20 protein-coding genes are annotated in these 22,686 nt (G+C 63.1%); 9 read left to right on the forward strand and 11 right to left on the reverse strand.

The window, feature by feature from the left end:
* The first annotated feature begins 134 nt into the window (after positions 1-134).
* The 6 genes from DH08_RS02780 to DH08_RS02805 all read left to right on the forward strand — a co-directional run bounded on the left by DH08_RS02780 (position 135) and on the right by DH08_RS02805 (position 6,900).
* The gene (locus DH08_RS02780) at positions 135-1,523 is read left to right on the forward strand and encodes an aldehyde dehydrogenase family protein (protein ID WP_192177787.1); all 1,389 of its coding nucleotides are present in this window, start codon (positions 135-137) and stop codon (positions 1,521-1,523) included.
* A 16-nt stretch (positions 1,524-1,539) separates the two neighbouring features.
* Positions 1,540-2,712, forward strand: coding sequence for an iron-containing alcohol dehydrogenase (locus tag DH08_RS02785; protein WP_192177788.1), 1,173 nt, complete (start codon positions 1,540-1,542; stop codon positions 2,710-2,712).
* Positions 2,713-2,954: 242 nt separating this feature from the next.
* Entirely contained in the window at positions 2,955-4,061 is a 1,107-nt protein-coding gene (locus DH08_RS02790; protein WP_192177789.1) for an ABC transporter substrate-binding protein, read from the forward strand.
* A gap of 73 nt (positions 4,062-4,134) precedes the next feature.
* Complete coding sequence (locus DH08_RS02795; RefSeq protein WP_246800665.1) at positions 4,135-5,028, forward strand: ABC transporter permease; 894 nt, start codon at positions 4,135-4,137, stop codon at positions 5,026-5,028.
* Positions 5,025-5,819 carry an ABC transporter permease gene (locus DH08_RS02800; RefSeq protein WP_192178015.1) on the forward strand — a complete coding sequence of 265 codons (795 nt, stop codon included), beginning with the start codon at positions 5,025-5,027 and terminating at the stop codon, positions 5,817-5,819. The genes DH08_RS02795 and DH08_RS02800 overlap by 4 nt, the downstream gene beginning before the upstream one ends.
* A gap of 16 nt (positions 5,820-5,835) precedes the next feature.
* A complete protein-coding gene (locus DH08_RS02805; protein WP_192177791.1) occupies positions 5,836-6,900 on the forward strand; it encodes an ABC transporter ATP-binding protein in 1,065 nt (354 codons plus the stop codon).
* A 30-nt stretch (positions 6,901-6,930) separates the two neighbouring features.
* On the opposite strand, the gene DH08_RS02810 is transcribed toward DH08_RS02805, so the two are convergent.
* Positions 6,931-7,557, reverse strand: coding sequence for a glutathione S-transferase family protein (locus tag DH08_RS02810; RefSeq protein WP_192178016.1), 627 nt, complete (start codon positions 7,555-7,557; stop codon positions 6,931-6,933).
* 119 nt (positions 7,558-7,676) lie between these two features.
* Between DH08_RS02810 and DH08_RS02815 the strand changes: the two genes are divergently transcribed.
* The 3 genes from DH08_RS02815 to DH08_RS02825 all read left to right on the forward strand — a co-directional run bounded on the left by DH08_RS02815 (position 7,677) and on the right by DH08_RS02825 (position 11,086).
* Positions 7,677-9,227, forward strand: a complete 1,551-nt coding sequence (locus DH08_RS02815) for a cation:proton antiporter (RefSeq protein ID WP_192177792.1) — start codon at positions 7,677-7,679, stop codon at positions 9,225-9,227.
* 88 nt (positions 9,228-9,315) lie between these two features.
* Positions 9,316-10,233 (forward strand): endonuclease/exonuclease/phosphatase family protein, encoded by a 918-nt coding sequence (locus DH08_RS02820; RefSeq protein WP_192177793.1) that lies wholly within the window; start codon positions 9,316-9,318, stop codon positions 10,231-10,233.
* Positions 10,234-10,240: 7 nt separating this feature from the next.
* Positions 10,241-11,086 (forward strand): EamA family transporter, encoded by an 846-nt coding sequence (locus DH08_RS02825; protein WP_192177794.1) that lies wholly within the window; start codon positions 10,241-10,243, stop codon positions 11,084-11,086.
* On the opposite strand, the gene DH08_RS02830 is transcribed toward DH08_RS02825, so the two are convergent.
* The 10 genes from DH08_RS02830 to DH08_RS02875 form a co-directional block, all read right to left on the reverse strand.
* Positions 11,083-12,300 carry an MFS transporter gene (locus DH08_RS02830; RefSeq protein WP_192177795.1) on the reverse strand — a complete coding sequence of 406 codons (1,218 nt, stop codon included), beginning with the start codon at positions 12,298-12,300 and terminating at the stop codon, positions 11,083-11,085. The genes DH08_RS02825 and DH08_RS02830 overlap by 4 nt on opposite strands.
* 139 nt (positions 12,301-12,439) lie before the next feature.
* Complete coding sequence (locus DH08_RS02835; RefSeq protein ID WP_192177796.1) at positions 12,440-12,748, reverse strand: Dabb family protein; 309 nt, start codon at positions 12,746-12,748, stop codon at positions 12,440-12,442.
* A 15-nt stretch (positions 12,749-12,763) separates the two neighbouring features.
* A complete protein-coding gene (locus DH08_RS02840) occupies positions 12,764-14,392 on the reverse strand; it encodes a GMC family oxidoreductase (protein ID WP_192177797.1) in 1,629 nt (542 codons plus the stop codon).
* A gap of 12 nt (positions 14,393-14,404) precedes the next feature.
* Complete coding sequence (locus DH08_RS02845) at positions 14,405-15,166, reverse strand: 3-ketoacyl-ACP reductase (RefSeq protein ID WP_192177798.1); 762 nt, start codon at positions 15,164-15,166, stop codon at positions 14,405-14,407.
* On the reverse strand, positions 15,163-16,677 hold the full coding sequence (locus tag DH08_RS02850; protein ID WP_192177799.1) for a GMC oxidoreductase: 1,515 nt from the start codon (positions 16,675-16,677) through the stop codon (positions 15,163-15,165). Before DH08_RS02850 ends, DH08_RS02845 begins: the two co-directional genes overlap by 4 nt.
* Before the next feature lie 5 nt (positions 16,678-16,682).
* Entirely contained in the window at positions 16,683-17,798 is a 1,116-nt protein-coding gene (locus DH08_RS02855; RefSeq protein ID WP_192177800.1) for an ABC transporter ATP-binding protein, read from the reverse strand.
* A gap of 4 nt (positions 17,799-17,802) precedes the next feature.
* Complete coding sequence (locus tag DH08_RS02860) at positions 17,803-18,750, reverse strand: carbohydrate ABC transporter permease (RefSeq protein WP_192177801.1); 948 nt, start codon at positions 18,748-18,750, stop codon at positions 17,803-17,805.
* Complete coding sequence (locus DH08_RS02865) at positions 18,747-19,706, reverse strand: carbohydrate ABC transporter permease (protein ID WP_192177802.1); 960 nt, start codon at positions 19,704-19,706, stop codon at positions 18,747-18,749. The genes DH08_RS02860 and DH08_RS02865 overlap by 4 nt, the downstream gene beginning before the upstream one ends.
* 149 nt (positions 19,707-19,855) lie before the next feature.
* Positions 19,856-21,109, reverse strand: coding sequence for an ABC transporter substrate-binding protein (locus DH08_RS02870; RefSeq protein WP_192177803.1), 1,254 nt, complete (start codon positions 21,107-21,109; stop codon positions 19,856-19,858).
* 58 nt (positions 21,110-21,167) lie between these two features.
* Complete coding sequence (locus tag DH08_RS02875) at positions 21,168-22,679, reverse strand: aldehyde dehydrogenase family protein (protein ID WP_192177804.1); 1,512 nt, start codon at positions 22,677-22,679, stop codon at positions 21,168-21,170.
* Positions 22,680-22,686 lie beyond the last annotated feature (7 nt).

Raw genomic sequence — 22,686 nt, forward strand, 5'->3', positions numbered from 1 at the left:
ATGGGCGGACGGCGTCAGCGCCGGAGCTTCTTCCTTCTCCCCGTCACTATACGGGGAGAAGGTGCCGGCAGGCGGATGAGGGGCAGCATCAACCCATATGATTTCGATTGTTAGAACGTGCGAGGACTTAGAAAATGACCGAAACGGTCAAACTCAAATCACCCGTCGATGGTTCGATCTATGCCGAGCGTCCGATTGCCACGGACCAGGCCATCAACGCCGCGGTCGAACGCGCCAAGGCGGCGCAGGAAAAATGGGCTGAGACGCCGATCGTCGAGCGCGGCAAGTACATGCTTGCCATGCTGGAAGCGCTGGTCGCCATGAGCGACGAGATCGTGCCGGAGATCGCTTGGCAGATGGGGCGGCCGGTGCGCTACGGCGGCGAGTTCGGCGGCGTCAAGGACCGCACCAACTACATGGTCGAGATCGCCGAATCGGCGCTGAAGCCGGTTCTGGCCTCCAATCCGAAGGACGGCTTCCGCCGCTATGTGAAGAAGGTGCCGCTCGGCGTCGTCATGGTGATCGCGCCGTGGAACTATCCCTATCTGACCGCCGTCAACACCATCGTGCCGGCGCTGATGGCAGGCAGCGCGGTCATCCTCAAACACGCGGCGCAGACGCTGCTGGTCGGCGAACGCTTCCAGCAGGCGTTCGACAAGGCCGGCCTGCCGAAGGGCCTGTTCCAGAACGTCGTGCTGAACCATGCCCAGACCGAGAAGCTGCTCGGCTCGGGCAAGATCGACCATGTCAACTTCACCGGTTCGGTCGGCGGCGGCCGCGCCATCGAGAAGGCGGCGGCCGGCACCTTCATGACGCTCGGCCTCGAGCTCGGCGGCAAGGATCCGGCCTATGTGCTGCCGGATGCCAAGATGGACCACGCCGTCGCCAACCTGGTCGACGGCGCCTTCTACAATTCCGGCCAGTGCTGCTGCGGCATCGAACGCGTCTATGTGCATGAGAAAGTCTATGACGAATTCGTCGAAGGCTTCATCGCCGAGACGAAGAACTATGTCGTCGGCAATCCGCTGGAGCAGGCGACGACGATGGGGCCGATGGCGCAGGCGCGGTTCGCCGACCTGATCCGCGAGCAGAAGGCCGAGGCGCTGCGCAAGGGTGCTACAGCACACATCAACATGAAGGTGGCCGACGACAGAGCCGGCTCGCCCTATCTGGCGCCGGAAGTGCTGACCGGGGTTGACCACCAGATGAGCGTCATGCGCGAGGAAAGCTTTGGGCCGATCGTCGGCATCATGAAGGTGCGCAACGACGAGGAGGCGATCGCGCTGATGAACGACAGCCCCTATGGGCTGACCGCCTCGATCTGGACCGGTGACATCGAGCATGCGGTGGCGATCGGCGACCGCGTCGAGACCGGCACCGTGTTTATGAACCGCTGCGACTATCTCGATCCGGCTCTGGTCTGGACCGGGGTCAAGGACACCGGCAAGGGCGCGGCCCTTTCGGCCATCGGCTACGACAATTTGACGAGGCCGAAATCCTATCATCTGCGTCAAGCCATCTGAATTTCGAAAGACAAAAATGTCCAAGCTCATCTCCAAATGGAACTACCCCACCACCGTTCGCTTCGGCGCCGGGCGCATCAAGGAATTGCCCGATGTGCTCGCGGCCACCGGCATCAAGCGGCCGCTCTTCGTCACCGACCCGGGGCTGGCCAAGCTGCCGGTCGTCGCCTCGACCTTGAAGATCCTCGACGATGCCAAGGTGCCCTACGGCGTGTTTTCCGAGGTGAAGCCGAACCCGGTCGATTCGAACCTGACCGCCGGCATCGCCGTGTTCAAGAAGGGCAAACATGACGGCGTCATCGCCTTCGGTGGCGGCTCGGCGCTCGATCTCGGCAAGCTGATCGCCTTCCAGGCCGGCCAGACGCGCCCGGTCTGGGACTTCGAGGATGTCGGCGACTGGTGGACCAGAGCCGATTCGGATGCGATCGCACCGATCATCGCCGTGCCGACCACAGCCGGCACCGGCTCTGAAGTCGGCCGCGCCGGCGTCATCACCAATGAGGCGACACACACCAAGAAGGTTATCTTCCATCCGAAACTTTTGCCGGCAATCGTCATTGCCGATCCGGAACTGTCGGTCGGCATGCCAGGCTTCATCACCGCCGGCACCGGCATGGATGCGCTGGCCCACTGCCTCGAGGCCTATTGCGCGCCGGGTTATCACCCGATGGCCGACGGCATCGCGGTGGAAGGCATAAGGCTGGTCTTCGAGAACCTGCCGAAGGCCTATGCCAACGGCAAGGATATCGTCGCCCGCGCCCACATGATGAGCGCGGCGGCCATGGGTGCGGCCGCCTTCCAGAAAGGACTGGGGGCCATCCATTCGCTGTCGCATCCGATCGGTGCGCTCTACGACACCCATCATGGCATGACCAACGCCGTGTTCATGCCCTATGTGCTGACCTTCAACCGCGACGCCATCGATGAGCGCATCGCCCGGCTCGCCGCCTATTGCGGCATCAAGGGCGGCTTCGATGGTTTCGCCAAGGCGATCATCAAGCTGCGCAAGGAGCTGAAGGTGCCGCATGCGCTGCCGGGCCTGATCAAGGGGCTCGACATGGACAAGATGCGCAAGGGGCTGATCGCCGACATGGCGGTGGTCGATCCGACCGCCGGCGGCAACCCGGTCAAGCTGACCAAGAAGGCGGCGCTGACGCTGCTCGAAAACGCCATCGCCGGCACGGTGTAACGCGAATTTCAAGTCGAAAATTGATCTGTGAAATGAGGGCAAACCAAGGGGGAAAGGGTGAAATGCAAGACGGAAAGTAATTAGCCGGAAAATTAAGTGATGGCTAATTGCTACAGCCGGTTAAAAAGAGTTAACTTTTCGCGCTGCCGGCCACTGGTTTCACATAGTTTTCATCTGGCTGTCACACGAAAACGATACCGCATCGCAGGCGTCCAACGACGTCAGTTCAACGGAGAGAACACATGTTCAAATTCACGGGGAAAGTGCTTTCCCTTTCGGCCGCGGCGCTTTTCGCGTCGACGGTGATTTCGTCCGCGGATGCGATGGACGATCTCGTCAAGGCCGCCAAGGCCGAGGGCCAGCTCACGACCATCGCGCTGCCGCACAGCTGGTGCGGCTACGGCGACGTCATCGCCGGCTTCAAGGCGAAATATCCGGGAATCACCATCAATGAGCTCAATCCCGACGCCGGCTCCGGCGACGAGATCGAAGCGATCAAGGCCAACAAGGACAATAAGGGTCCGCAGGCGCCCGACGTCATCGATGTCGGCCTGTCCTTCGGCCCGTCCGCCAAGGCTGACGGCCTGATCCAGGCCTACAAAGTATCGACCTGGGACTCGATCCCCGACAGTGCCAAGGACCCTGAAGGCTACTGGTACGGCGATTACTACGGCGTGCTCGCCTTCGGCGTGAACAAGGCCGTCGTCCAGAATGCACCACAGGACTGGGCTGACCTGGAGAAGTCGGAATATGCCAACTCGGTGGCGCTCGCTGGCGATCCGCGCACGTCGAACAACGCCGTCATGTCGGTCTACGCTGCGGGCCTCGCGGCTGGCGGCACCGCCGGCCAGGACGCCGCCGCCAAGGGGCTGCAGTTCTTCAAGAAGCTCAACGACGCCGGCAACTTCGTGCCGGTCGACGGTGAAGCGGCGGCTGTCGCCCAGGGCACGACCCCGATCGTGATGAACTGGGACTACAACCTGCTTGCCATGCGCGACAAGATGGCTGGCAATCCGGAAATCGAAATTGTCGTGCCAAAGGGAGCGGTGGTCGCAGGCGTCTACGTACAGGCGATCAGTGCCTATGCGCCGCATCCGAACGCAGCCAAGCTGTGGATGGAGTATCTGTATTCCGACGAAGGCCAGCTCGGCTGGCTGAAGGGCTACTGCCACCCGATCCGCTTCAATGACCTCGCCAAGAAGAACGCGATCCCGAAGGAAATGCTGGACAAGCTACCGGCGGCCGAGAACTACGAAAAGGCGGTCTTCCCTACCTTGGAGGAACAGAACGCTGCCAAGAAGGAAATTAGCACAAACTGGGACGCCATCGTTGGCGCCGTCGTGAAGTAATGCATAGGGCGCCGGCCGGTTCGCTGCCCGGCGCCCTATGCAAAATTTCGGGAATTCCATGGCAGACTCGACAATGCCCCAGACAGCCAGCGTCAGTCCACGCGCGCCGGAGATCAGCCGCCTTCGGCTGCCACTGCATTGGTTAGGCGTAGCTCCGTTCTTCGTTTTCGCGCTGCTCTTTCTGATCTTGCCCACGGTTGGGCTGATCGCCGGCGCGTTCAAAAACGCAGCTGGCGACTATACGTTCGAAAACATTATAGCGTTGTCGCAACCCAAGCTCGCCGCGGCCTATCTGGTATCCATTCAGATCAGCGTTGTTTCTGCGGTCCTTGGCGCCTTGATCGGCCTGGCAATGGCAGTAGCAGTCGTTCGCGGAGGCTTGCCCTCGTGGTTACGCTCGGCAACCTTGACCTTCTCTGGCGTCGCCTCGAATTTCGCCGGCGTACCGCTGGCATTCTCGTTCATCGCGACGCTAGGTCGGCTCGGAGTGGCGACGATCCTGTTGCGAGACATTTTTGGCATTAACATCTATTCGCTCGGCTTCAGTATCTTTTCGTTCTGGGGCCTGGTCCTCACCTACCTCTATTTTCAGATTCCATTGATGATCGTCATCATCACGCCGGCGGTCGATGGGTTGAAGAAGGAATGGGGCGAAGCTGCCGCCACGCTCGGCGCAACCAATTGGCAATATTGGCGCATGGTGGTCATCCCGGTCTTGTGGCCCAGTTTTCTCGGTACGACGGTTCTCCTCTTTGCCAACGCGTTCGGAGCGGTCGCAACGGCCTATGCACTGACGGGGCCGTCCCTCAACATCGTCCCAATCCAGCTGTTCGCGCAGATTCGTGGCGACGTGCTTTACAATCCGAATCTAGGCTACGCGCTTGCACTCGGCATGATCGTCATCACCGGCCTGGCCAACCTCTTCTATATCTTGTTCCAACGGCGAGCCGAACGGTGGCTGAAATGAAGCAGGGCAGCCGCTTTTGGGCTTGGCTCGTGTTTGGCGTGGGAACCACCTATTTTATCCTGCCGCTTTTAGCGACCTTTGAATTCTCCTTGCGCAAGCGGCGCGGGGAATACTCCTTCGACGCCTACCGCTCAGTCTTCGAAGATCCGAATTTCCAGACGACATTTACCTACTCCGTCGTCGTGGCGATCTTCACCATTCTTTTGGGCGTGCTCCTCGTTGTCCCGACGGCCTACTGGATTCGGCTGCGGCTACCGAATCTGCGGCCGGTTGTAGAGTTCATCACCCTGCTGCCGCTGGTTATTCCCGCTATCGTCATCGTCTTCGGCTACATCAGAATGTTCGGTTCGAATTCGACGTTACCTTTTCTGGCGACAGCGCGCGGCACCGATGTTCTGCTGGTCATCGGCTATGCAGTGCTGGCGCTGCCTTATATGTACCGGGCGGTCGATACGGGTCTCAGGACCATCGACGTCAGAACGCTCACCGAAGCCGCACAAATCCTCGGCGCCGGCTGGACCACCATCATCGCCCGCATCATCCTGCCGAACGTACTGATCGCCGTCTTGTCTGGCGCGTTCCTGAGTTTTGCCATCGTCATCGGCGAGTTCACCATGGCCTCGCTGTTGAACCGCCCGGCCTTCGGTCCCTACCTGCAGAACATCGGCGCCAACAGTGCCTATGAACCGTCAGCACTGGCGATCATTTCGTTCGCCATTACCTGGGGCTGCATGTCGCTGATCCAGATCCTGTCCCGCTTCGCGCCGAAATCGGCGAACCGCCCAAATTGATCGAGAGAACCACGCCATGGCCGACCCATTCCTCTCTATCCAGCACGTTCGAAAATCCTTCGGCGCCACCACGGTCGTGGAGGATTTCAGCCTCGACGTGGAACCGGGTGAATTTGTCTCCTTCCTCGGGCCGTCGGGTTGCGGCAAGACGACGGTGCTGCGCATGGTTGCCGGCTTCGAGGAGCCTTCGGCCGGCAAGATCGTCGTCGCCGGCAAGGACATCACAAGGCTGAAGCCCAACCAGCGCAATGTCGGCATGGTGTTCCAGGCCTATGCGCTGTTCCCCAACCTGACGGTGGCGCAGAACATCGCCTTCGGGCTGAAGGTTGCCGGCATGCCGAAGGCAGATGCGGACAGACGCGTCGCCGAGATGCTCGACATCATCAAGCTGCCGCAGATGGGCGACCGCTATCCCTACCAGCTCTCCGGCGGCCAGCAGCAGCGCATCGCGCTGGCGCGGGCGATTGCGCCGAAGCCGAAGCTGCTTTTGCTTGACGAGCCGCTGTCGGCGCTCGACGCCAAGGTGCGCGTGTCGCTGCGTGAGGAAATCCGCTCGATCCAGAAAAAGCTCGGCATCACCACCATCTTCGTCACCCATGACCAGGAAGAGGCGCTGTCGATCTCCGACCGCATCGCGGTGATGTATGGCGGCAAGGCCGAGCAGGTCGGCACGCCGTTCGAAATCTATAACCGCCCGGCAACCAAATTCGTCGCCAATTTCGTCGGCACGCTGAACGTGCTCGAAGGCACGGTGACCGACGCCGCTTCAGGCATGGTGCGCGTCAATTCGCAAGAGGTCGCGCTAAAGGGCAAGCTCAACGGCTCCAAGTCCGGCGACACGCTGTCGCTGGCGCTGCGGCCGGAAGCGATTTCGCTCGGACGCCAGCCCGGCCGCGACTCCAGCCTTGCGGGCGAAATCTCAGAAGTGCATTTCCTCGGCTCCGTCATCCGGGTTCGCGTCGGCATCGGCGGCAGCACCGTCTCGCTCGACACGTTCAACAGCCCGGCGACACCGCCGCCAGCGGTTGGCGAAAAGGCCGAGATTTCGTTCGCCTCAAGCGACATGCTGGTGCTGCACTGATCCGGTGAGAAGCCGGCAGGGCCGAAGCGTTCAAGCCGGCGGGATGAAGGGCTGGAAGATCGCCTGAAAGACGGGCAATGCCTCCAACCGCGCGGCGTGAGCCTCGAGCGCCGGGAAGCCGGCCAGCGGAACCAGGCCCGGATGCGCTTCGCCGAGGAAACGCAGCACGGCGGCAACCGCGACATCGGCATGGCCGATACGATCACCGAACCAGTAGGCACCGGGTCTCGCGGCGCGGTCCGCTTCCAATGCGGCAAGGACGCTCTCGATCTGCGTTCGGCAGCGGCCGACCCAAAGGTCGGAGGCCTTCTCGTGCAGGCGCTTTTCGTAAAACAGGCTGACGCTTTTGTCGCCAAGCCCGGTGGCCAGGGCCGCAATCCTGAGCGCCTGATGGCGGGCGGGCTCGCCTGTCGGAAACATCCTTCGATCGGCCGCTACCAGGCTGTCGAGATAATCGAGCATCAGATGGCTTTCCGTCAGCACTTCGCCATCGTCCAGCACCAGCGTCGGGACGCGCGTCAGCGGGTTATAGGGACGGATCTTGTCGGCATCGCCGAAGGCCGACCATGGCCGATGCTCGAAGGGCAGGCCGTAGAGTGTCAGCGCGATGCCGACGCGGCGGACGAAGGGCGAGTCGTACTGGCCGATGAGGATCATGACCAAGGCTTATACGCCGGCAATCGGGTCGAAGCATACTGCCAGCCAGGCTGAGCATAGTGGACAATCAACAGCATCCCGCGGCTTTGCCGCTACCAATAGTCCCGCTACGATAGGGTATGGCCCTTTTCGAACTGACCCTTGTTCTCCTGCTGATTGCCGTTGCGCTGACGGCCTTGTCGCGGCGTATCCAGATTCCCTATCCAGCCTTGCTGGCGTTGGCGGGCGCCGGTATCGCCTTCCTGCCCGGCGCGCCGACAATCGAGATCGATCCGGAACTGGCACTTGCCCTGTTCATCGCGCCGGTGCTTCTCGATGCCGCCTATGACACCTCGTTGCGCGATCTCAATCGCTACCGACTGCCGCTTGCCTTGCTGGCATTCGGCGCCGTCATTTTCACCACCGTGACTGTCGCGCTGGTCGGCTGGAAAATGGCAGGCCTGCCGATCGCCGCGGCCATTGCCCTTGGCGCCATCGTCGCGCCGCCCGATGCGGTCGCGGCGGCGGCGGTGCTCGGACAGTTCAAGGTGCCGCACCGCATCACCGCCATCCTGCAAGGCGAAAGCCTGCTCAACGACGCCACTGCGCTGCTGATCTACCGGTTCGCGGTTACGGCTGCACTCGGTCCGGTCCTTCTGAGTGACGCCGTGCCAACGATCTTGCTATCGACGGTCGGTAGCCTCGCTGCCGGTTATGTACTTGGCCGTCTCTCGTTGCTGATGCTCACCCGTATCGAGGATGCGGCAAGCAGTACGGTGGTGCAATTCGCCGGGACATTCGGGGTCTGGATACTAGCCGACAAGCTGGGGCTTTCAGCCATCATCACGATCGTCGTCTATGCCATGACCATTGCGCGCACGGCACCGCGCCTCATGTCGGCCAGAAGGCGCGTCAGCACCTATTCGGTCTGGGAGTCGGCGGTGTTCGTGCTCAACGTGCTGGCCTTCGTGCTGATGGGCCTTCAGGCGCGCTCGATCGTCGAGCGGCTTGCCGGGCAGGGGCAAGCCGAAGCGTTCGTGTTTGCCGCAGCGGTTCTCGCCGTCGTCATAGTTTCGCGTCTTGTCTGGGTGCTGGGCTGCGGCGTGATCCTCAGGTGGTTTGCTCGCTTCGGTGACGCGGAGCGCCGGGCGGAGGCTCCGTCTTTACGCGGCGGCGTGCTCATCGGTTGGTGCGGTATGCGCGGCTTGGTGACCCTTGTCGCGGCGTTTGCCTTGCCGCAAGACTTTCCCAGCCGCGACCCGATCGTGCTCGCCGCCTTCACAGTCGTCCTCGGCACGCTGGTGCTGCAGGGCATGAGCCTGAAGCCACTGTTGCGCTGGCTTGATCTCGATCCGGACGAAACGATCGACCGTGAGGTTGCGCAGGCACGCGTCGCCATCATGCAGGCGGCGCTTGACGTCTTGAGCCGCAAGACGTCGAATGCCGCGGCTGCGGTGCGCGAGCAATATACCGCCCAGCGCACGATCGCCGAAAATCCCGAGGATGCCGAGGCAGCGACCGAATACGACCGGTTGCGTCTCTATGCCATCAAGAGCCAGCGGGATGCGCTGGAAGAACTACGCCGCGACGGAACGATCGGCGACGAAGCGTATCATCGCTTGGAGGAAGAAATCGACTGGTCGGAACTTGCCGCCTCTCCAGCCGGACGGTTCCAGCCGCTGACGACCTAGCCGCTGGCCCAGTTCCGTCATCCGCCCGGCACATTGCGTCGCAATCGCCGAACCGCTACTGCCATCACGAAATTGAGCCGGATAAGCAATGAAGCTCGTCAGCTACAACATCCAGTACGGCTTCGGCGGCGATGGCCGCTACGACCTCGCGCGCTGTGCCAAGGTCGTTGCCGGCGCCGACATCATCGCCTTGCAGGAGGTGGAGCGGCACTGGCAGCGCACAAACGAGGACGATCAGCCGGAACGTCTTTCCCGGTTGCTGCCCGGCTATCACTGGGTCTATGGCCCGGCCTTCGACATGGATGCGAGCCAGGAACGCGATGGCCGCATGGTCACCCGTCGCCGGCAGTTCGGCACCATGCTGCTGTCCAGGCTGCCGATCGTCTGGTCGCGCCTGCACACGCTGCCGCTGCGCCGCACGCTGCGGCCTCTCAACACCCGCAATGCGGCGCTCGAATGCATGATCCGCACCCCCGCAGGTCCGGTGCGGGTACTGTCGCTGCATCTCGCCCACATCGCTGCCGAGGAGCGGCTGGAGCAGATCGACTATCTGCTCAACGAACATCGCCGGGCGCCTTCCGAAGGCGGGCCATGGAGCGGCGCCGACGATGAGCCCGAGCGCAACTGGAGCAATGGCGAGCCCGAGCCGGAGAACCCGCTCGCCGCGATCTGGCTGGGTGACTTCAACATGGAGCCCGGGAGCGCCGAATACCGGCGCATCGTCGGCAGCACGCCGTATCATCGGGGTGCCGCGTATCTCGACGGCTTTGTCGATGCCGCCGCCGTCGCCGCAGAGCCGGTGGCGGATTTCCACACCCATGTGAAGGCAATCGATGGCAAGGTGACCAAGCGCCGGCTCGACCATTGCTTCGTCGGCGGCATTTTTGCGGATCGCGTGCGCTCGGTCAGGGCCGACATCGGCGAGGTCGCCTCGGACCATTTTCCGCTGCGTGTCGACATCGACCTGGAGACGCCGCTCGCCGCTGCGACAGCCGGAGGCGGATGAGGCAGCGATGACCTTGTTCGTGTTCTTCGCGGTGCTTGCCGCCGCCGCCATGCACGCGATCTGGAACGCGCTGGTCAAGGTGCATCTCGACCGCTTCCTGTCGATCACGCTGATGACGCTCGGCATGGGCGCGGCAGGACTGGTGGTGCTGCCTTTCGTCGAGGTGCCGAAGGCCGAAGTGTGGCCCTACATCATCGCTTCGGTAATATTCCACATGGGCTACCGAACCTTCCTCATCGGCGCCTACAGGGCCGGCGATTTCGCCCAGACCTATCCGCTGGCGCGCGGCACCGCGCCGCTGCTCGCCGCACTCGGCGGCATGGTGGTGGTCAAGGAGGTGCCGGCACCGCTCGCCATCCTCGGCATTCTGCTGTTGTCGGCCGGCACGCTGGTGATGTCGTTTCGGGGCGGCGCGCATCTGGAGCGGCTCAATTTGCGCGCGGTCGGTTTTGCGCTCGGCACCTCGATCTTCATCGCCAGCTATACGCTATCCGACGGCAGCGGCGCGCGGCTCGCCGCCACCGCGCAGAGCTATGCCGCCTGGCTGTTCATCTGCGATGCCATCGGGGCGCTGGTACTGTGCCTCATCTTCCGTGGACGCCAAGCGCTGCCGGTGCTGGCGCGCGACTGGAAGGCGGGTCTGTTCACCGGCGTGCTCAGCGGTGCCGCCTACTGGATCGTCATGTGGGCGATGACCAAGGCGCCGATCGCCTCGGTCGCCTCGCTGCGCGAGACCTCCATCCTGTTCGCCATGTTGATCTCGGTCTTCGCGCTGGGCGAAAAGATGACGGGCTGGCGTGGTGCTGCCGCGCTCAGCATCGTCGCCGGCGTCGTGGCGCTCAGGCTTGGCTAACCAAGCACCGTCATCACCTGGCCGCGCCGTTCCGGACTGAAGCGAATGACGACGATGATGCAGACCGCGACCACGCCCGCGAAAAGCGCCAGCGCGTAGCCGTAGCTACCACCCGGACCCTCAGCGATGCCGGCCTGGTAGGGGCCGCCATAGGAGGCCGCGAGATTGCCGGCCTGGTAGATGAAGCCGGGCAAGGTCGCGCGCACGGCGCCGGGCGAAAGCTCGTTGAGGTGCACCGGAATGACGCCCCAGGCGCCCTGGACCGCGACCTGCATGATGAAGGCGCCGATGGCCAGCATGAAGGGCGTGGTCGAGTAGGCCCACAGCGGAATCGACGGCAAGGCGATCAAGCAGGCGATGGTGATTGCATTGACGCGGCCGATCTTCTCGGACAGCGCGCCGAACGCCAGGCCGCCGACGATAGCGCCGATGTTGGCGACGATGGTGATCCAGCTCACCGTATGCGGGTCGAAGCCATGCTGCTTCTTCAGGAAGGTTGGGTAGAGGTCCTGGGTGCCATGGCTGAAGAAGTTGAAGAACATCATCAGCACCACCGCATAGAGAGCAACGCCCCAGTGCCTTTGCAGCGTTTCCAGGAGCCCCGGCCTGGCCGTTTTCTGTGCGTCGACGAAGGCAGGTGATTCCGGCACGTGGGAGCGGATGAACAGGACGATCAGTGCCGGCAGGAAGCTGAGCAGGAACATGGCCCGCCAGCCGATCGTATAGCCGCCGATCGTTTGCTGATAGAGCAAGCCATAGACCACCGCCGCCAGCAGGTAGCCGGCCGGATAGCCGCACTGCAGGATGCCCGAGACCATGCCGCGTGCGCTGGGCGGGATCGACTCCATGGCGAGCGAACTGCCCAGCCCCCATTCGCCACCCATGGCTATGCCGAACAAGGCGCGCATCGCCAGGAAGATGCCGAGATTGGGGGAGAAGGCAGCCAGTGCGCCGATCACCGAATAGCTGACGATGTTGAGCATCAGGATCGGCTTGCGGCCGTATTTGTCGGCAAGCATGCCGAAGAAGAATGCGCCGATGAAGCGCGTCGCCAGTGTCAGGAACAGCGCCTTGGAGACTGCCGGGACGTCAGCATGGAATTCAGTTGCAATATCCGTGAGCAGGAATGTCAGAAGGAAGAAATCAAAGGCGTCGAGGGTCCAGCCCAGAAATGACGCCAGTACGGTTTTCTTCTGCTGCGAATTAAGGGGCAAATTGTTCCTCCTTCCATCTTCACGGATGCGAGGAACTATCGGCCAGTTTGCGTAAGGCCGGTGGTCACTTTTTCGCGCGGCTCATGTGATCGAACGCCGCCTGGAATGACAAGTCCGGGACGCAGCTCGAGGATTGGTTCTAGATTTCCAGATCGAAGACCATCAGGCCATCCGTGCCGCCCTCAAGCGCCGCGACCAGGCGAGCGCCGGCGCGCTGATGCGCTTCGTGCACCAGATAGGCGTCGCGGCAGGGGGCGTCACGGAAGTCGATGGTGAAGCCGTGCGAGAAGCCGCGTGCAAAAGGTTCTGGGCTGACATTGGCGCTGAATTTTACCACGTCCATGCCATCGATCGCCCAGCGCAGCGCTTCGAGATCGGCGTGGATTGCCGCGCGTTCGTCGTCGGCGACATCGCTGCGGAAACGGACGAAGACACAGTGCCTGATCATCTTTTTTGCCTCCGACTAAGCCGCGCGGTTTCCAGAGAAAACAGCCGGCGCCAAGGGCTCGCGGCCGAGGATCAGGTCGGCGCCTTTTTCGCCAACCATGATGGTCGGCGCGTTGGTGTTGGAGGAGGGCACGCGTGGCATCACCGAGGCGTCGCAGACGCGCAAGCCTTCGATGCCGCGCAGCCTGAGCTCGGGCGTCACCACGGCCATCTCGTCATGGCCCATGCGGCAGGTGCCGACCGGATGATGATCGGTCTTGGAGCTGCGGCAGGCATAGTCGAACAGTTCGTCGTCGCTCTGCAGGGTAGGGCCGGGCAGCACTTCGCGCAGGACATAGGGTTGCAGCGCCTTCTGGCGCATGATCTCGCGCGCCAGCCGGAGTCCCTTGATCGACATGTCGCGGTCATAGGGATCGGACCAGTAGTTCGGGTCGATCAGCGGGTGGTCGGCCGGGTCGGCGCTCTTCAGCCGCACCGTGCCACGCGAGCGTGGGCGCAGGAAGGCTGAGTTCAGCGTCACGCCCGGATTCCTGAGCTTCTCCACGCCGGCCTCGATGCCGGAGCCGAGGCCGAGATGGAACTGGATGTCGGGCGAGGCGGCGGTCGGGTCGGCGTACCAGAAGCCGCCGGTCTCGAACAGGCTGGAGGCCACCGGGCCTTTCTTCAATAGCAGATATTGCAGGCCGGCCCATGCCGTGCGGTGCAGCTTGGCGTAGTTGTCATAGGTGTGGTCGCCGGTGCATTCGGCGATGACGAACAGGTCGAGATGGTCCTGCATGTTGGAGCCGACGCCGGGCAGGTCGTGCACCGGCGTCACGCCGACCGCTTTCAGATGATCGGCCGGGCCGATGCCCGACTGCATGAGAAGCTTGGGCGAGCCGATGGCACCGGAGGAGACGATCACCTCGCGCTCGGCGCGCAGGATTTTTGTCTCGCCGCCGGGCTTATCGACGATCTCGACGCCGATGGCGCGGCCCTTCTCGACGACGATGCGGGTGACCAGCACGTCCGTCCTGACGGTGAGGTTCTTGCGGGCGCGGATCGGCTTCAGATAGGCGACCGAGGCGGAAGATCGTCGCGCGTCCTTCTGGGTGAGCTGATAATAGCCGACGCCTTCCTGGCTGGCGCCGTTGAAGTCGGGATTGAAGGGAATGCCCATCTCCTGGCCGGCACGGAAATAGGCCTCACAGATCGGCAGCGGCGAAATCGGGTTGGAGACGCCGAGCGGACCCTGGTCGCCATGAAAGTCGTTGGCGTAGCGCTGGTTGTTCTCGGCGCGCTTGAAATAGGGCAGCAGGTCGCGATAGCCCCAGCCTGCAAGGCCTTCCTCCTTCTCCCAGGCGTCGTAGTCGCGGGCATTGCCGCGCGTGTAGATCTGGGCGTTGATGGAAGAGCCGCCGCCCACCACCTTGGCCTGCGTGTACCAGAAGACACGGTCCTTCATGTTTTTCTGCGGCACGGTCGACCAGCCCCAGGAAGCGATGCCCTTGGTCATCTTGGCGAAGCCCGCCGGCATATGGATCAACGGATGCCAGTCCTTGCCGCCGGCTTCGAGCAACAGAACCGAATTCGAGGGATCCTCGCTCAGCCGGTTGGCAAGAACGCAACCGGCCGGGCCGGCGCCAACGATTATGTAGTCGCTCATGGTCTCATCCGTTCAGAGCCTCGGCACCGACAGCGCGCCGTCGACATTGATGATCGAACCGGTGGAAAAGCCGAGCTTGCCGCCGGCAAGGGCGGCCACCGCGGCGCCGATATCGGCGGCTTCGCCCCAGCGTTTTGCCGGCACCAGACCGCCGTCGATCAGCGCGTCGTATTTGGCGGTCACGCCTGCTGTCATGTCGGTGCGGATGATGCCCGGACGCAGCTCGAACACGCCGATGCTTTCGGCAGCGAGCCGCAGCGCCAGATTCTTCACCCACATGGAAAGCCCGGCCTTGGAGATGCAGTAGTCGGCGCGTTCGGGCGAGGCCATTCCGGCGCTGACCGAAGTGATGGTGATGATCGATTTCGGGTTATCGCCCGGTGCCGCAAGCATTGCCTTGGCAACGGCCTGGCTGAGGAAGACGGTGCCGCGCAGATTGATGCCGAGCGCGCGGTCGAAGTTCTCCGGCTTCAGCTCCAGCAGGTCGCCGCGAACGACGGCGCCGACGCCGGCATTGTTGACCAGGCAGTCGATGCGGCCGAAGGCGCGCTTCGCCGCATCGACGACCGTGGCGTGAGCAGAAAGATCGGCGATGTCGCAGCGGATATAAGCGAATTTCGCGCCACGCGCGGCGATGTTGGCGGCGAGCCCTTCGTCGGCCGTTTGGGCAAGGTCGGCGACCAGAATATCAAAGCCGGTGTCGGCAAGCGCTTCGGCGCAGGCCAGCCCAATGCCGCGCGCGCCGCCGGTGACGATGACTGCCGGGCGGGTCATGCGGCAAGATCCGTCTTGCGGATATGGTCGGCGACACGCAGCGCCTGAGCCGCAATCGACAATGCCGGGTTGACGGCCGCCGAGTTGGGCAGGAAGCCGCCGTCGACGACGAACAGGTTCCGGTGGTCGAAGGCGCGGCAGAACGGGTCGAGCGGCGACGTCGCCGGATCGTTGCCCATCTTCACGGTGCCGCACTGGTGCGACGGCGTGCGCTTGTCGAAAGGGCGCGACAGCACGATCGGATAGCCGCAGGCGCGGAAGTTTTCGCGCATCACCTTGGTCAGGCCATCCAGCGACTGCATGTTGGAGCGCCGCCACTGCATGACGATGTCCTTGCCATCGACCATGATGCGGCTTTCGGGATCGGGCAGGTCCTCGCACATCAGGTACCAGTCGACGGCGTGGCCGGCCATGAAATCGAGCGCGAATTTCGGCGCGAGCTTCACATTGGCCCTGAGCATGTTGCCGTCGATCTTGCCGAGAAGCTGAACGTTGCCGAGCGGCTTGCCGCCCTTGCCGTCCGACAGATAGTAGTCGTTCAGCATCAGCGTCTTCTGGTAGACGGCGTCGTTCCTTCGGCGTGGATCAATCGCCAGCATGGCGCTCGAATTGTGGTTCATGAAGTTGCGGCCGACCTGGTCGGAAGTGTTGGCGAGGCCCTTGCCGCCTCCCTTGCCATTGGGAGAAGGCGACCGCAGCAGGATGACGGCGGAATTGACCGCGCCGGCCGACAGAATGACCAGCTTCGGCGATACTTTCTTCAGTGTGCCGTTCTGTCGGTAGTGCACGGCGGCGATGGTTTTGCCGTCGGCGGCGGCTTCGAGGTACTCCACATAGGCGCTGGTTTCGAGCCGGATGTTCTCGTCCGTCAGCGCCGCCGTCAGCGGGCCGGACTGCGCGTCGATCTTGCCCTGACCGGTGTTGGGAAAAGCATCCCAGCCTGTCTTGCCGTCCTTCAGCCAGGCGTCGATGTCGACGCCGAGCGGCAGCGAAGCGGGATGCAGGCCGAGCCCTTTCAGTTCGGCGCGTGCTCGTGCGATCGGCGCCTCGTCGGGTACCGGCTTGAAGGCATACGGGATCGAATGGAACGGCTCGGTCGGGTCCTCGCCAAGCGTGCCGCGCACGCGAAACAGCTGCTCGGCTTTCGAATACCAGGGCTCGAACTCGTCATAGGAGAACGGCCAGGCCGGCGACACGCCGCCGAAATGCTCCATGGTCGAAAAGTCTTCCTTGCGGTAGCGGATCAGCACCGCACCATAGAATTTCGAATTGCCGCCGACATAGTAGTAGTTGCCCGGATTGAAGGCAGCAGCGCCGGCCTCGCGCCACATCTCCTTCGGCCGATAATGGCCGTCGACGAAGATGGCGCGGGTGTCGCGCGTCTCGGGCGTCGCCGGCAGCTTCTCGCCGCGCTCCAGCATCAGGATCGAAGCACCGCTGCCGGCAAGGCCGGAGGCGATCGTGGCGCCGCCGATGCCGGAGCCGATGATGACGATATCGGGGTTTGCCATGGCCGTCAGAGAATGCGCTTCTCGGTCGCCGGATCGAAGAACACTGCCTTGGTCAGGTTGAAGGCGAGCGGCGTGATGGTGCCCGGCTGGATCTTGGCATCGGCGCGCAGCCGCGCCACCACGGCCTTGCCGCCAAGATTGGTGACCGCGAACGTGTCGGAGCCGGCCGGCTCGATCACTTCGATGTGGCAATCGGCGGTGGCTATGTTCGACGCATTGCGCTCGGCGCCCTCCGGATCGGTCAGCGCTTCCGGGCGAACGCCGAAGATGATCGGCTTGTCCTTGAACGCCGACAGGCCTGTTGGCGCACCGGCGAGCGGCAGCGAGATCGGCTCACGCCCGTCGCGTTGCAGCACCACCGACAAGGCAGAGCCATTGCCGCCTATCGTCGCCGGCACCAGATTCATCGCCGGCGAACCCATGAAGTCGGCGACGAAGATGTTGGTCGGGTTGTTGTAGATCTCGGCCGGCGTGCCGAATTGCTGCACCTCGCCGTCGCGCATGACAGCGATCTTGGTCGCCAGCGTCATCGCCTCGATCTGGTCGTGGGTGACGTAGACGATGGTCGTGCCGGTGGTTGCGTGCAGGCGCTTGATCTCGATGCGCATGTCGACGCGCAGCTTGGCGTCGAGGTTCGAGAGCGGCTCGTCGAACAGGAACAGTTTCGGATCGCGCACCAGCGCCCGGCCCATGGCGACGCGCTGGCGCTGGCCGCCGGAAAGCTGGCTCGGCTTGCGCAGCAGCAGGTGGCCGATCTGCAGCACCTTGGCCACCTTGTCGATCGCCTTCTGGCGCTCCTCGGCCGGTACACCGCGCATCTCCATGCCGAAGGAGATGTTTCCGGCCACGGTCATGTTCGGATAGAGCGCATAGCTCTGGAACACCATGGCGATGTCGCGCTTGGACGGGTGGAGATCGTTGATCGCCCGGCCGTCGACGCGGATCTCGCCCTCGGTGATGTTTTCCAGCCCGGCGATGGTGTTGAGCAGCGTGGACTTGCCGCAGCCCGACGGGCCGACCAGCACCAGGAAGCCGCCTTTTTCGAGCTCGACATCGATGCCCTTCAGGATCTCGACCGTCCCGAAACGCTTCCTCAGCCCATCAATTTCCAGAAAAGCCATCAGATTATCCTTTGACCGCGCCGGCCATCAGCCCGCGCACGAAATAGCGGCCGGCGACGACGTAGACGAGAAGGGTGGGGAGGGCGGCGATCATCGCTGCCGCCATGTTGACATTGTATTCGACGACGCCGGTCGAGGTGTTGACGACGTTGTTCAGCGCCACCGTCATCGGCATTGCGTCACCGGTGCCGGCGTAAGCGGAGGCGAACAGGAAGTCGTTCCAGATGTTGGTGAACTGGTAGATGACGGTGACGACGAAGATCGGCATCGAGTTCGGCAGCATGATGCGCCGGAAGATCTGGAAGAAGGAGGCGCCGTCGACCTGCGCCGCCTTGATCAGTTCGGTCGGAAAAGCCTCGTAGTAGTTGCGGAAGAACAGCGTGGTGAAGCCGAGGCCGTAGACGACGTGCACGAAGACGAGGTTGACCGTCGGATTTCCGAGACCGAACGACATGCCGGTCGCGTTTTGCAGCGTCACACCGAAGCGGCCGAGGCTGCCGAGGATCGTCGCCATCGGCAGCAGGACCGACTGGAACGGGATGAAGCAGGCAAACAGCATCAGCCCGAACACCAGCGTGTGGCCGCGGAAGCGCCATTTGGTCAGCACGTAACCATTGAGCGCGCCGAGCAGGGTCGAGATCAGCACCGCCGGCACCACCATCTTGATGGAGTTCCAGAAATAGCCCTTGATGCCGGCGCAGGTCAGGCCGACGCAGGTCTCTCCCCAGGCCTTGAACCACGGTTCGAGGGTCGGCGCCTTGGGCAGTGCCAGCATGTTGCCGTTCTGGATCTCGTCCATGGTCTTGAACGAGGTGACCAGCATGACGAACAGCGGCATCAGGTAGAACAGTGCGAACAGCGCCAGCAGCCCGTAGATGACGATGCGGTTCAGGGTCCTGGTGCTGATGATGCCGCCGGTGCTCTGGCGGTCGGGAGTGGCAACGGCGCTCATCGCGGCTTCTCCCTGAGTTCGGAATAGAGATAGGGCACGATGATCGCGGTGATGGCCATCAGCATGATCACGGCGCTGGCAGAGCCGACGGCCATCTCGTTGCGCTTGAAGGTGTACTCATACATGAAGTTGGAGGGCAGCCAGGCCGAGCCGCCCGGCCCGCCGCTGGTCAGCGCGACGACAAGATCGTAGGACTTGATGGCGAGGTGCGCGAGCACGATGAAGGCCGAGAGAAACACCGGCCGCAGCAGCGGGATGACGATGCGGCGATAGAGCTGGAAGGTGGTGGCGCCGTCGATCTGCGCCGCCTTCATGATCTCGCCGTCGATGCCTCGCAGGCCGGCCAGGAACATCGCCATGATGAAGCCGGAGGCCTGCCAGACGCCGGCGATCACCACCGTGTAGATGACGAAATCCTTGTTCTTGATCCAGTCGAAATGGAAGCTCGTCCAGCCCCATTGATGCATTGTCTGCTCGAGACCGAGGCCGGGATCGAGGAACCATTTCCAGGCAACGCCGGTGACGATGAAGGACAGCGCCATCGGGTAGAGGTAGATCGGCCTCAGCATGCCTTCGCCGCGGATCTTCTGGTCGAGCAGGATCGCCAGGAACAGGCCGAGCGCCAGGCAGATGAAGATGTAGAGAAAGCCGAAAATGCCCATGTTGATGATCGATGTGTACCAGCTCGACGGGGGATCGCTCTCGAAGGTCCAGCGCCACAGCCGCTGATAGGCGCGCGGCCCGGTGAGCGCATAGGACGGGAAGGTCTTGGAGTTGGTGAAGGACAGGTAGATCGTCCACAGGATGAAGCCGTAGACGAAGACGACGGTGGCCGCGAAGCTTGGCGCCAGCACGATCTTTGGCAGTGCGTCCTGCAGACGCGAACGCATGGAGGCACCAGGGCGGGCGTTATGCTCCGGTGTCAGCTTGATCTGGCTTGTCGCAACCGTACTCATGAGCTCCTCCCGTTCGGCAGTCCGTCCTTCACCGCCGGGCGGGAGAACGGCCCCGTATAGACGGGGTTTTGATCGACGCGAGGCCGACCATATCAGCGGATTGGAAACCTTCCCCGCCGGAGCGGGGAAGGTCTCTTCGTGCGCGGTTCTTACTTGGCGTCGTCGATCGCCTTGACCAGTTCGGTCACGGCTTCGTCGGAGGTCTTGATCTGACCATGGACGAACTTCGAGACGACGTCCTTGTAGGCGTTGGCGACCGCCGGAGGTGCACCATAGCCTTGTGCGAGCGAGCCGAACAGCGTGCCGCCGTCATTGGCAGCCTTCAGATCGGCAATGCCCTTCTTGCCGCAAGCGTCGAAGTCGGTGTCAGGCACGTCGGTGCGGGCTGGAACCGAGCCCTTGACGACGTTGAAGGCCGACTGGAAGCTCTTCGACAGGGTGGCGGTGGCCAACGCTGCCTGGGCGGCCTTGCGGTCGTCCGGAACGTTGAACATGCCGAACATGTCGGAGTTGTAGACCACTGAGCCGTCGGTGCCCGGGAAGCGGTAGCACAGGAAGTCGGTGCCCGGGGTTTTCTTGGCGGCGTTGAACTCGCCCTTGGCCCAGTCACCCATGACCTGCACCAGGGCATCGCCCTTGATGACCATGGCGGTGGCGAGGTTCCAGTCGCGGCCCGAGAAGTTCGGGTCGACATAGGTGACGAGTTTGGCGAGGTTGTCGAACGACTTCTTCATCGTGTCGGACTTGAGCGATTCCTCGTCGAGGTCGTTGAAGGCCTTCTTGTAGAACTCAGGCCCGCCGGTCGACAGCACGACCGAGTCGAACATAGTGGCTTCCTGCCAGTTCTGACCGCCGAGCGCGAGCGGGATGACACCCGCCGCCTTGGCCTTGTCCAGCAGCGCGACGAAGTCGTCGAAGGTCTTCGGCTCGGTGCCGCCGATCTTGTCCATCACCGCCTTGTTGATCCACAGCCAGTTGACCGAGTGGACGTTGACCGGAGCCGCGACCCACTTGCCGTCATAGACGGAGAACTTCTGCAGGGCCGCCGGAACGGACTTGTCCCAGCCTTCCTTCTTGGCCGTTTCGGTCAGGTCGCCCATCACGCCGGCTGCGGCATAGTCGAGCACGGTGTAGCCGAGCATCTGTGAGGCGGTCGGGTAATTGCCCGCCGCGACCATCGCCTTCAGCGCGGTCATGGCAGCGTCGCCGCCACCACCAGCCACCGGCACGTCCTTCCAGGCATAGCCTTCCTTGGACAGATCTTCCTTGAGCACGTTCAGGGCAGCGGCCTCGCCACCCGACGTCCACCAATGCAGCATCTGGACTTCCTTGACGTCCTCGGCATGGGCCGCGAACACAAGGCCCGATGCGAGAGCCGTTCCGATAAGCAGTTTGCGCAACATGTACTTCCTCCCTTGTTGCATGCACATAACCGGCGGATGTCCGCCGGGGTCTCCCAACTCAGCCGACCCACCATCCGGTGCGCTGGCCGCGATGAAACTGGATTGTCTTTTCCTCTGTATAGTCCTCGACTGCGCGCTTGCCGAGTTCGCGTCCGAGACCGGACTGCTTGTAGCCGCCGAAAGGCAGTTCGGGATAACCTTCCATGAACGTGTTCACCCAAACGGTCCCCGAACGCACATTCCGCGCCACCGACATGCAGGTGTCGATACTGGCACTCCACACGCCTGCCGACAAACCATAGGGCGTGTTGTTGGCGATGTGCAATGCCTTTTCAATCGATTCAAAAGTCAGCACGGAAAGCACCGGGCCGAACACTTCTTCGCGCGCGATCGCCATGTCCTCGGTCACGCCGCGAATGATGGTTGGGTCAAGGTATTGGCCGGTATTGGACGCCAATTGCTTGCCGCCGCTGTAGACGATGCTGCCGTCGCTTGCCGCCGCCGTTACATAGCCGGCTACCTTGGTGAGATGGTCGGACGAGATCATGGCGCCGACCTTGGTGCGGTCGTCGAGCGGATCACCGACCGTCACCATGGCAGTGAGCGATTTCACGGCGGCGAGGAAGTCTTCGGCGATCGCTTCATGCACGATCAACCGACTGCCGGCGTTGCAGCATTCGCCGGCGTTGAAGAAGCCGCCGAATACGGCCGCGTCGGCGGCAGCTGCGAGGTCGGCATCCGGGAAGACGATCTGGCCGTTCTTGCCGCCGAGTTCCATCGACACTTTCTTCAGCGAGCTGGCCGCGGAGGCCATGGTCATCTTGCCGACGCGGGTGGAGCCGGTGAAGGAGACCATCTCGACGAGGGGATGGCTGACCATCGGCGCGCCGACATCGCCGCCGAGACCGGCAAGGATGTTGACGACACCATTTGGCAGGCCCGCCTGCATCAGGATATCGCCGAGAACGAAGGTCGAGGCCGAGGTCATCTCGCTCGGCTTGAGGACCGCCGTACAGCCGGCGGCGAGCGCGAAGGGCAATTTCTGGCTGACGATGAGGAACGGGAAATTCCATGGCGTGATGATCGAGACGACGCCGATCGGCTCGCGCAGCACCACACCCAGCATGGCGTCACCGAGATTGGCGTAGCTCTCGCCGTGCAGCGTGCGGGCAAGCGAGGCGGCATAGCGCCAGATGTCGACGGCGCCGCCGATCTCGCCGCGCGCCTGGGCGATCGGCTTGCCGGATTCCAGCGCATCGAGCCTGGCGATGTCCTCCAGCTGAGCCTCGATCAGGTCGGCGGCCTTGAGCAGGATCGCGGCGCGTTCGGCGGCCTTCATGCGCGGCCAGGGGCCGGTCTCGAATGCCTTGTGCGCGGCCTGGACCGCCGCCTCGACTTCCGCCTCGCCGGCCTGCGCATAGCGCGAAACAATGAAGCCGTGGCCGGGGCTGTTGCGCTCAAGCGTGCGGCCGTCGCGGGCGTCGGCATGCTTGCCGTCGATCAGCAGCCGGTAGCTCTTCGGCGCGGCGGATGCCTCGGCGGGCATGGCGATGTTGAGAGGCGCGTTCATAGGATTT

It is taken from the genome of Mesorhizobium amorphae, assembly GCF_014843845.1.
GTDB lineage: Bacteria > Pseudomonadota > Alphaproteobacteria > Rhizobiales > Rhizobiaceae > Mesorhizobium > Mesorhizobium amorphae_A.

Bases quoted from the DNA above. Each gene is read 5' to 3' on its own strand.
- DH08_RS02780 (WP_192177787.1), top strand. From the start codon at position 135: ATGACCGAAACGGTCAAACTCAAATCACCCGTCGATGGTTCGATCTAT.
- DH08_RS02785 (WP_192177788.1), top strand. From the start codon at position 1,540: ATGTCCAAGCTCATCTCCAAATGGAACTACCCCACCACCGTTCGCTTC.
- DH08_RS02790 (WP_192177789.1), top strand. From the start codon at position 2,955: ATGTTCAAATTCACGGGGAAAGTGCTTTCCCTTTCGGCCGCGGCGCTT.
- DH08_RS02795 (WP_246800665.1), top strand. From the start codon at position 4,135: ATGCCCCAGACAGCCAGCGTCAGTCCACGCGCGCCGGAGATCAGCCGC.
- DH08_RS02800 (WP_192178015.1), top strand. From the start codon at position 5,025: ATGAAGCAGGGCAGCCGCTTTTGGGCTTGGCTCGTGTTTGGCGTGGGA.
- DH08_RS02805 (WP_192177791.1), top strand. From the start codon at position 5,836: ATGGCCGACCCATTCCTCTCTATCCAGCACGTTCGAAAATCCTTCGGC.
- DH08_RS02810 (WP_192178016.1), bottom strand. From the start codon at position 7,557: ATGATCCTCATCGGCCAGTACGACTCGCCCTTCGTCCGCCGCGTCGGC.
- DH08_RS02815 (WP_192177792.1), top strand. From the start codon at position 7,677: ATGGCCCTTTTCGAACTGACCCTTGTTCTCCTGCTGATTGCCGTTGCG.
- DH08_RS02820 (WP_192177793.1), top strand. From the start codon at position 9,316: ATGAAGCTCGTCAGCTACAACATCCAGTACGGCTTCGGCGGCGATGGC.
- DH08_RS02825 (WP_192177794.1), top strand. From the start codon at position 10,241: ATGACCTTGTTCGTGTTCTTCGCGGTGCTTGCCGCCGCCGCCATGCAC.
- DH08_RS02835 (WP_192177796.1), bottom strand. From the start codon at position 12,748: ATGATCAGGCACTGTGTCTTCGTCCGTTTCCGCAGCGATGTCGCCGAC.
- DH08_RS02840 (WP_192177797.1), bottom strand. From the start codon at position 14,392: ATGAGCGACTACATAATCGTTGGCGCCGGCCCGGCCGGTTGCGTTCTT.
- DH08_RS02845 (WP_192177798.1), bottom strand. From the start codon at position 15,166: ATGACCCGCCCGGCAGTCATCGTCACCGGCGGCGCGCGCGGCATTGGG.
- DH08_RS02850 (WP_192177799.1), bottom strand. From the start codon at position 16,677: ATGGCAAACCCCGATATCGTCATCATCGGCTCCGGCATCGGCGGCGCC.
- DH08_RS02855 (WP_192177800.1), bottom strand. From the start codon at position 17,798: ATGGCTTTTCTGGAAATTGATGGGCTGAGGAAGCGTTTCGGGACGGTC.
- DH08_RS02860 (WP_192177801.1), bottom strand. From the start codon at position 18,750: ATGAGCGCCGTTGCCACTCCCGACCGCCAGAGCACCGGCGGCATCATC.
- DH08_RS02865 (WP_192177802.1), bottom strand. From the start codon at position 19,706: ATGAGTACGGTTGCGACAAGCCAGATCAAGCTGACACCGGAGCATAAC.
- DH08_RS02870 (WP_192177803.1), bottom strand. From the start codon at position 21,109: ATGTTGCGCAAACTGCTTATCGGAACGGCTCTCGCATCGGGCCTTGTG.
- DH08_RS02875 (WP_192177804.1), bottom strand. From the start codon at position 22,679: ATGAACGCGCCTCTCAACATCGCCATGCCCGCCGAGGCATCCGCCGCG.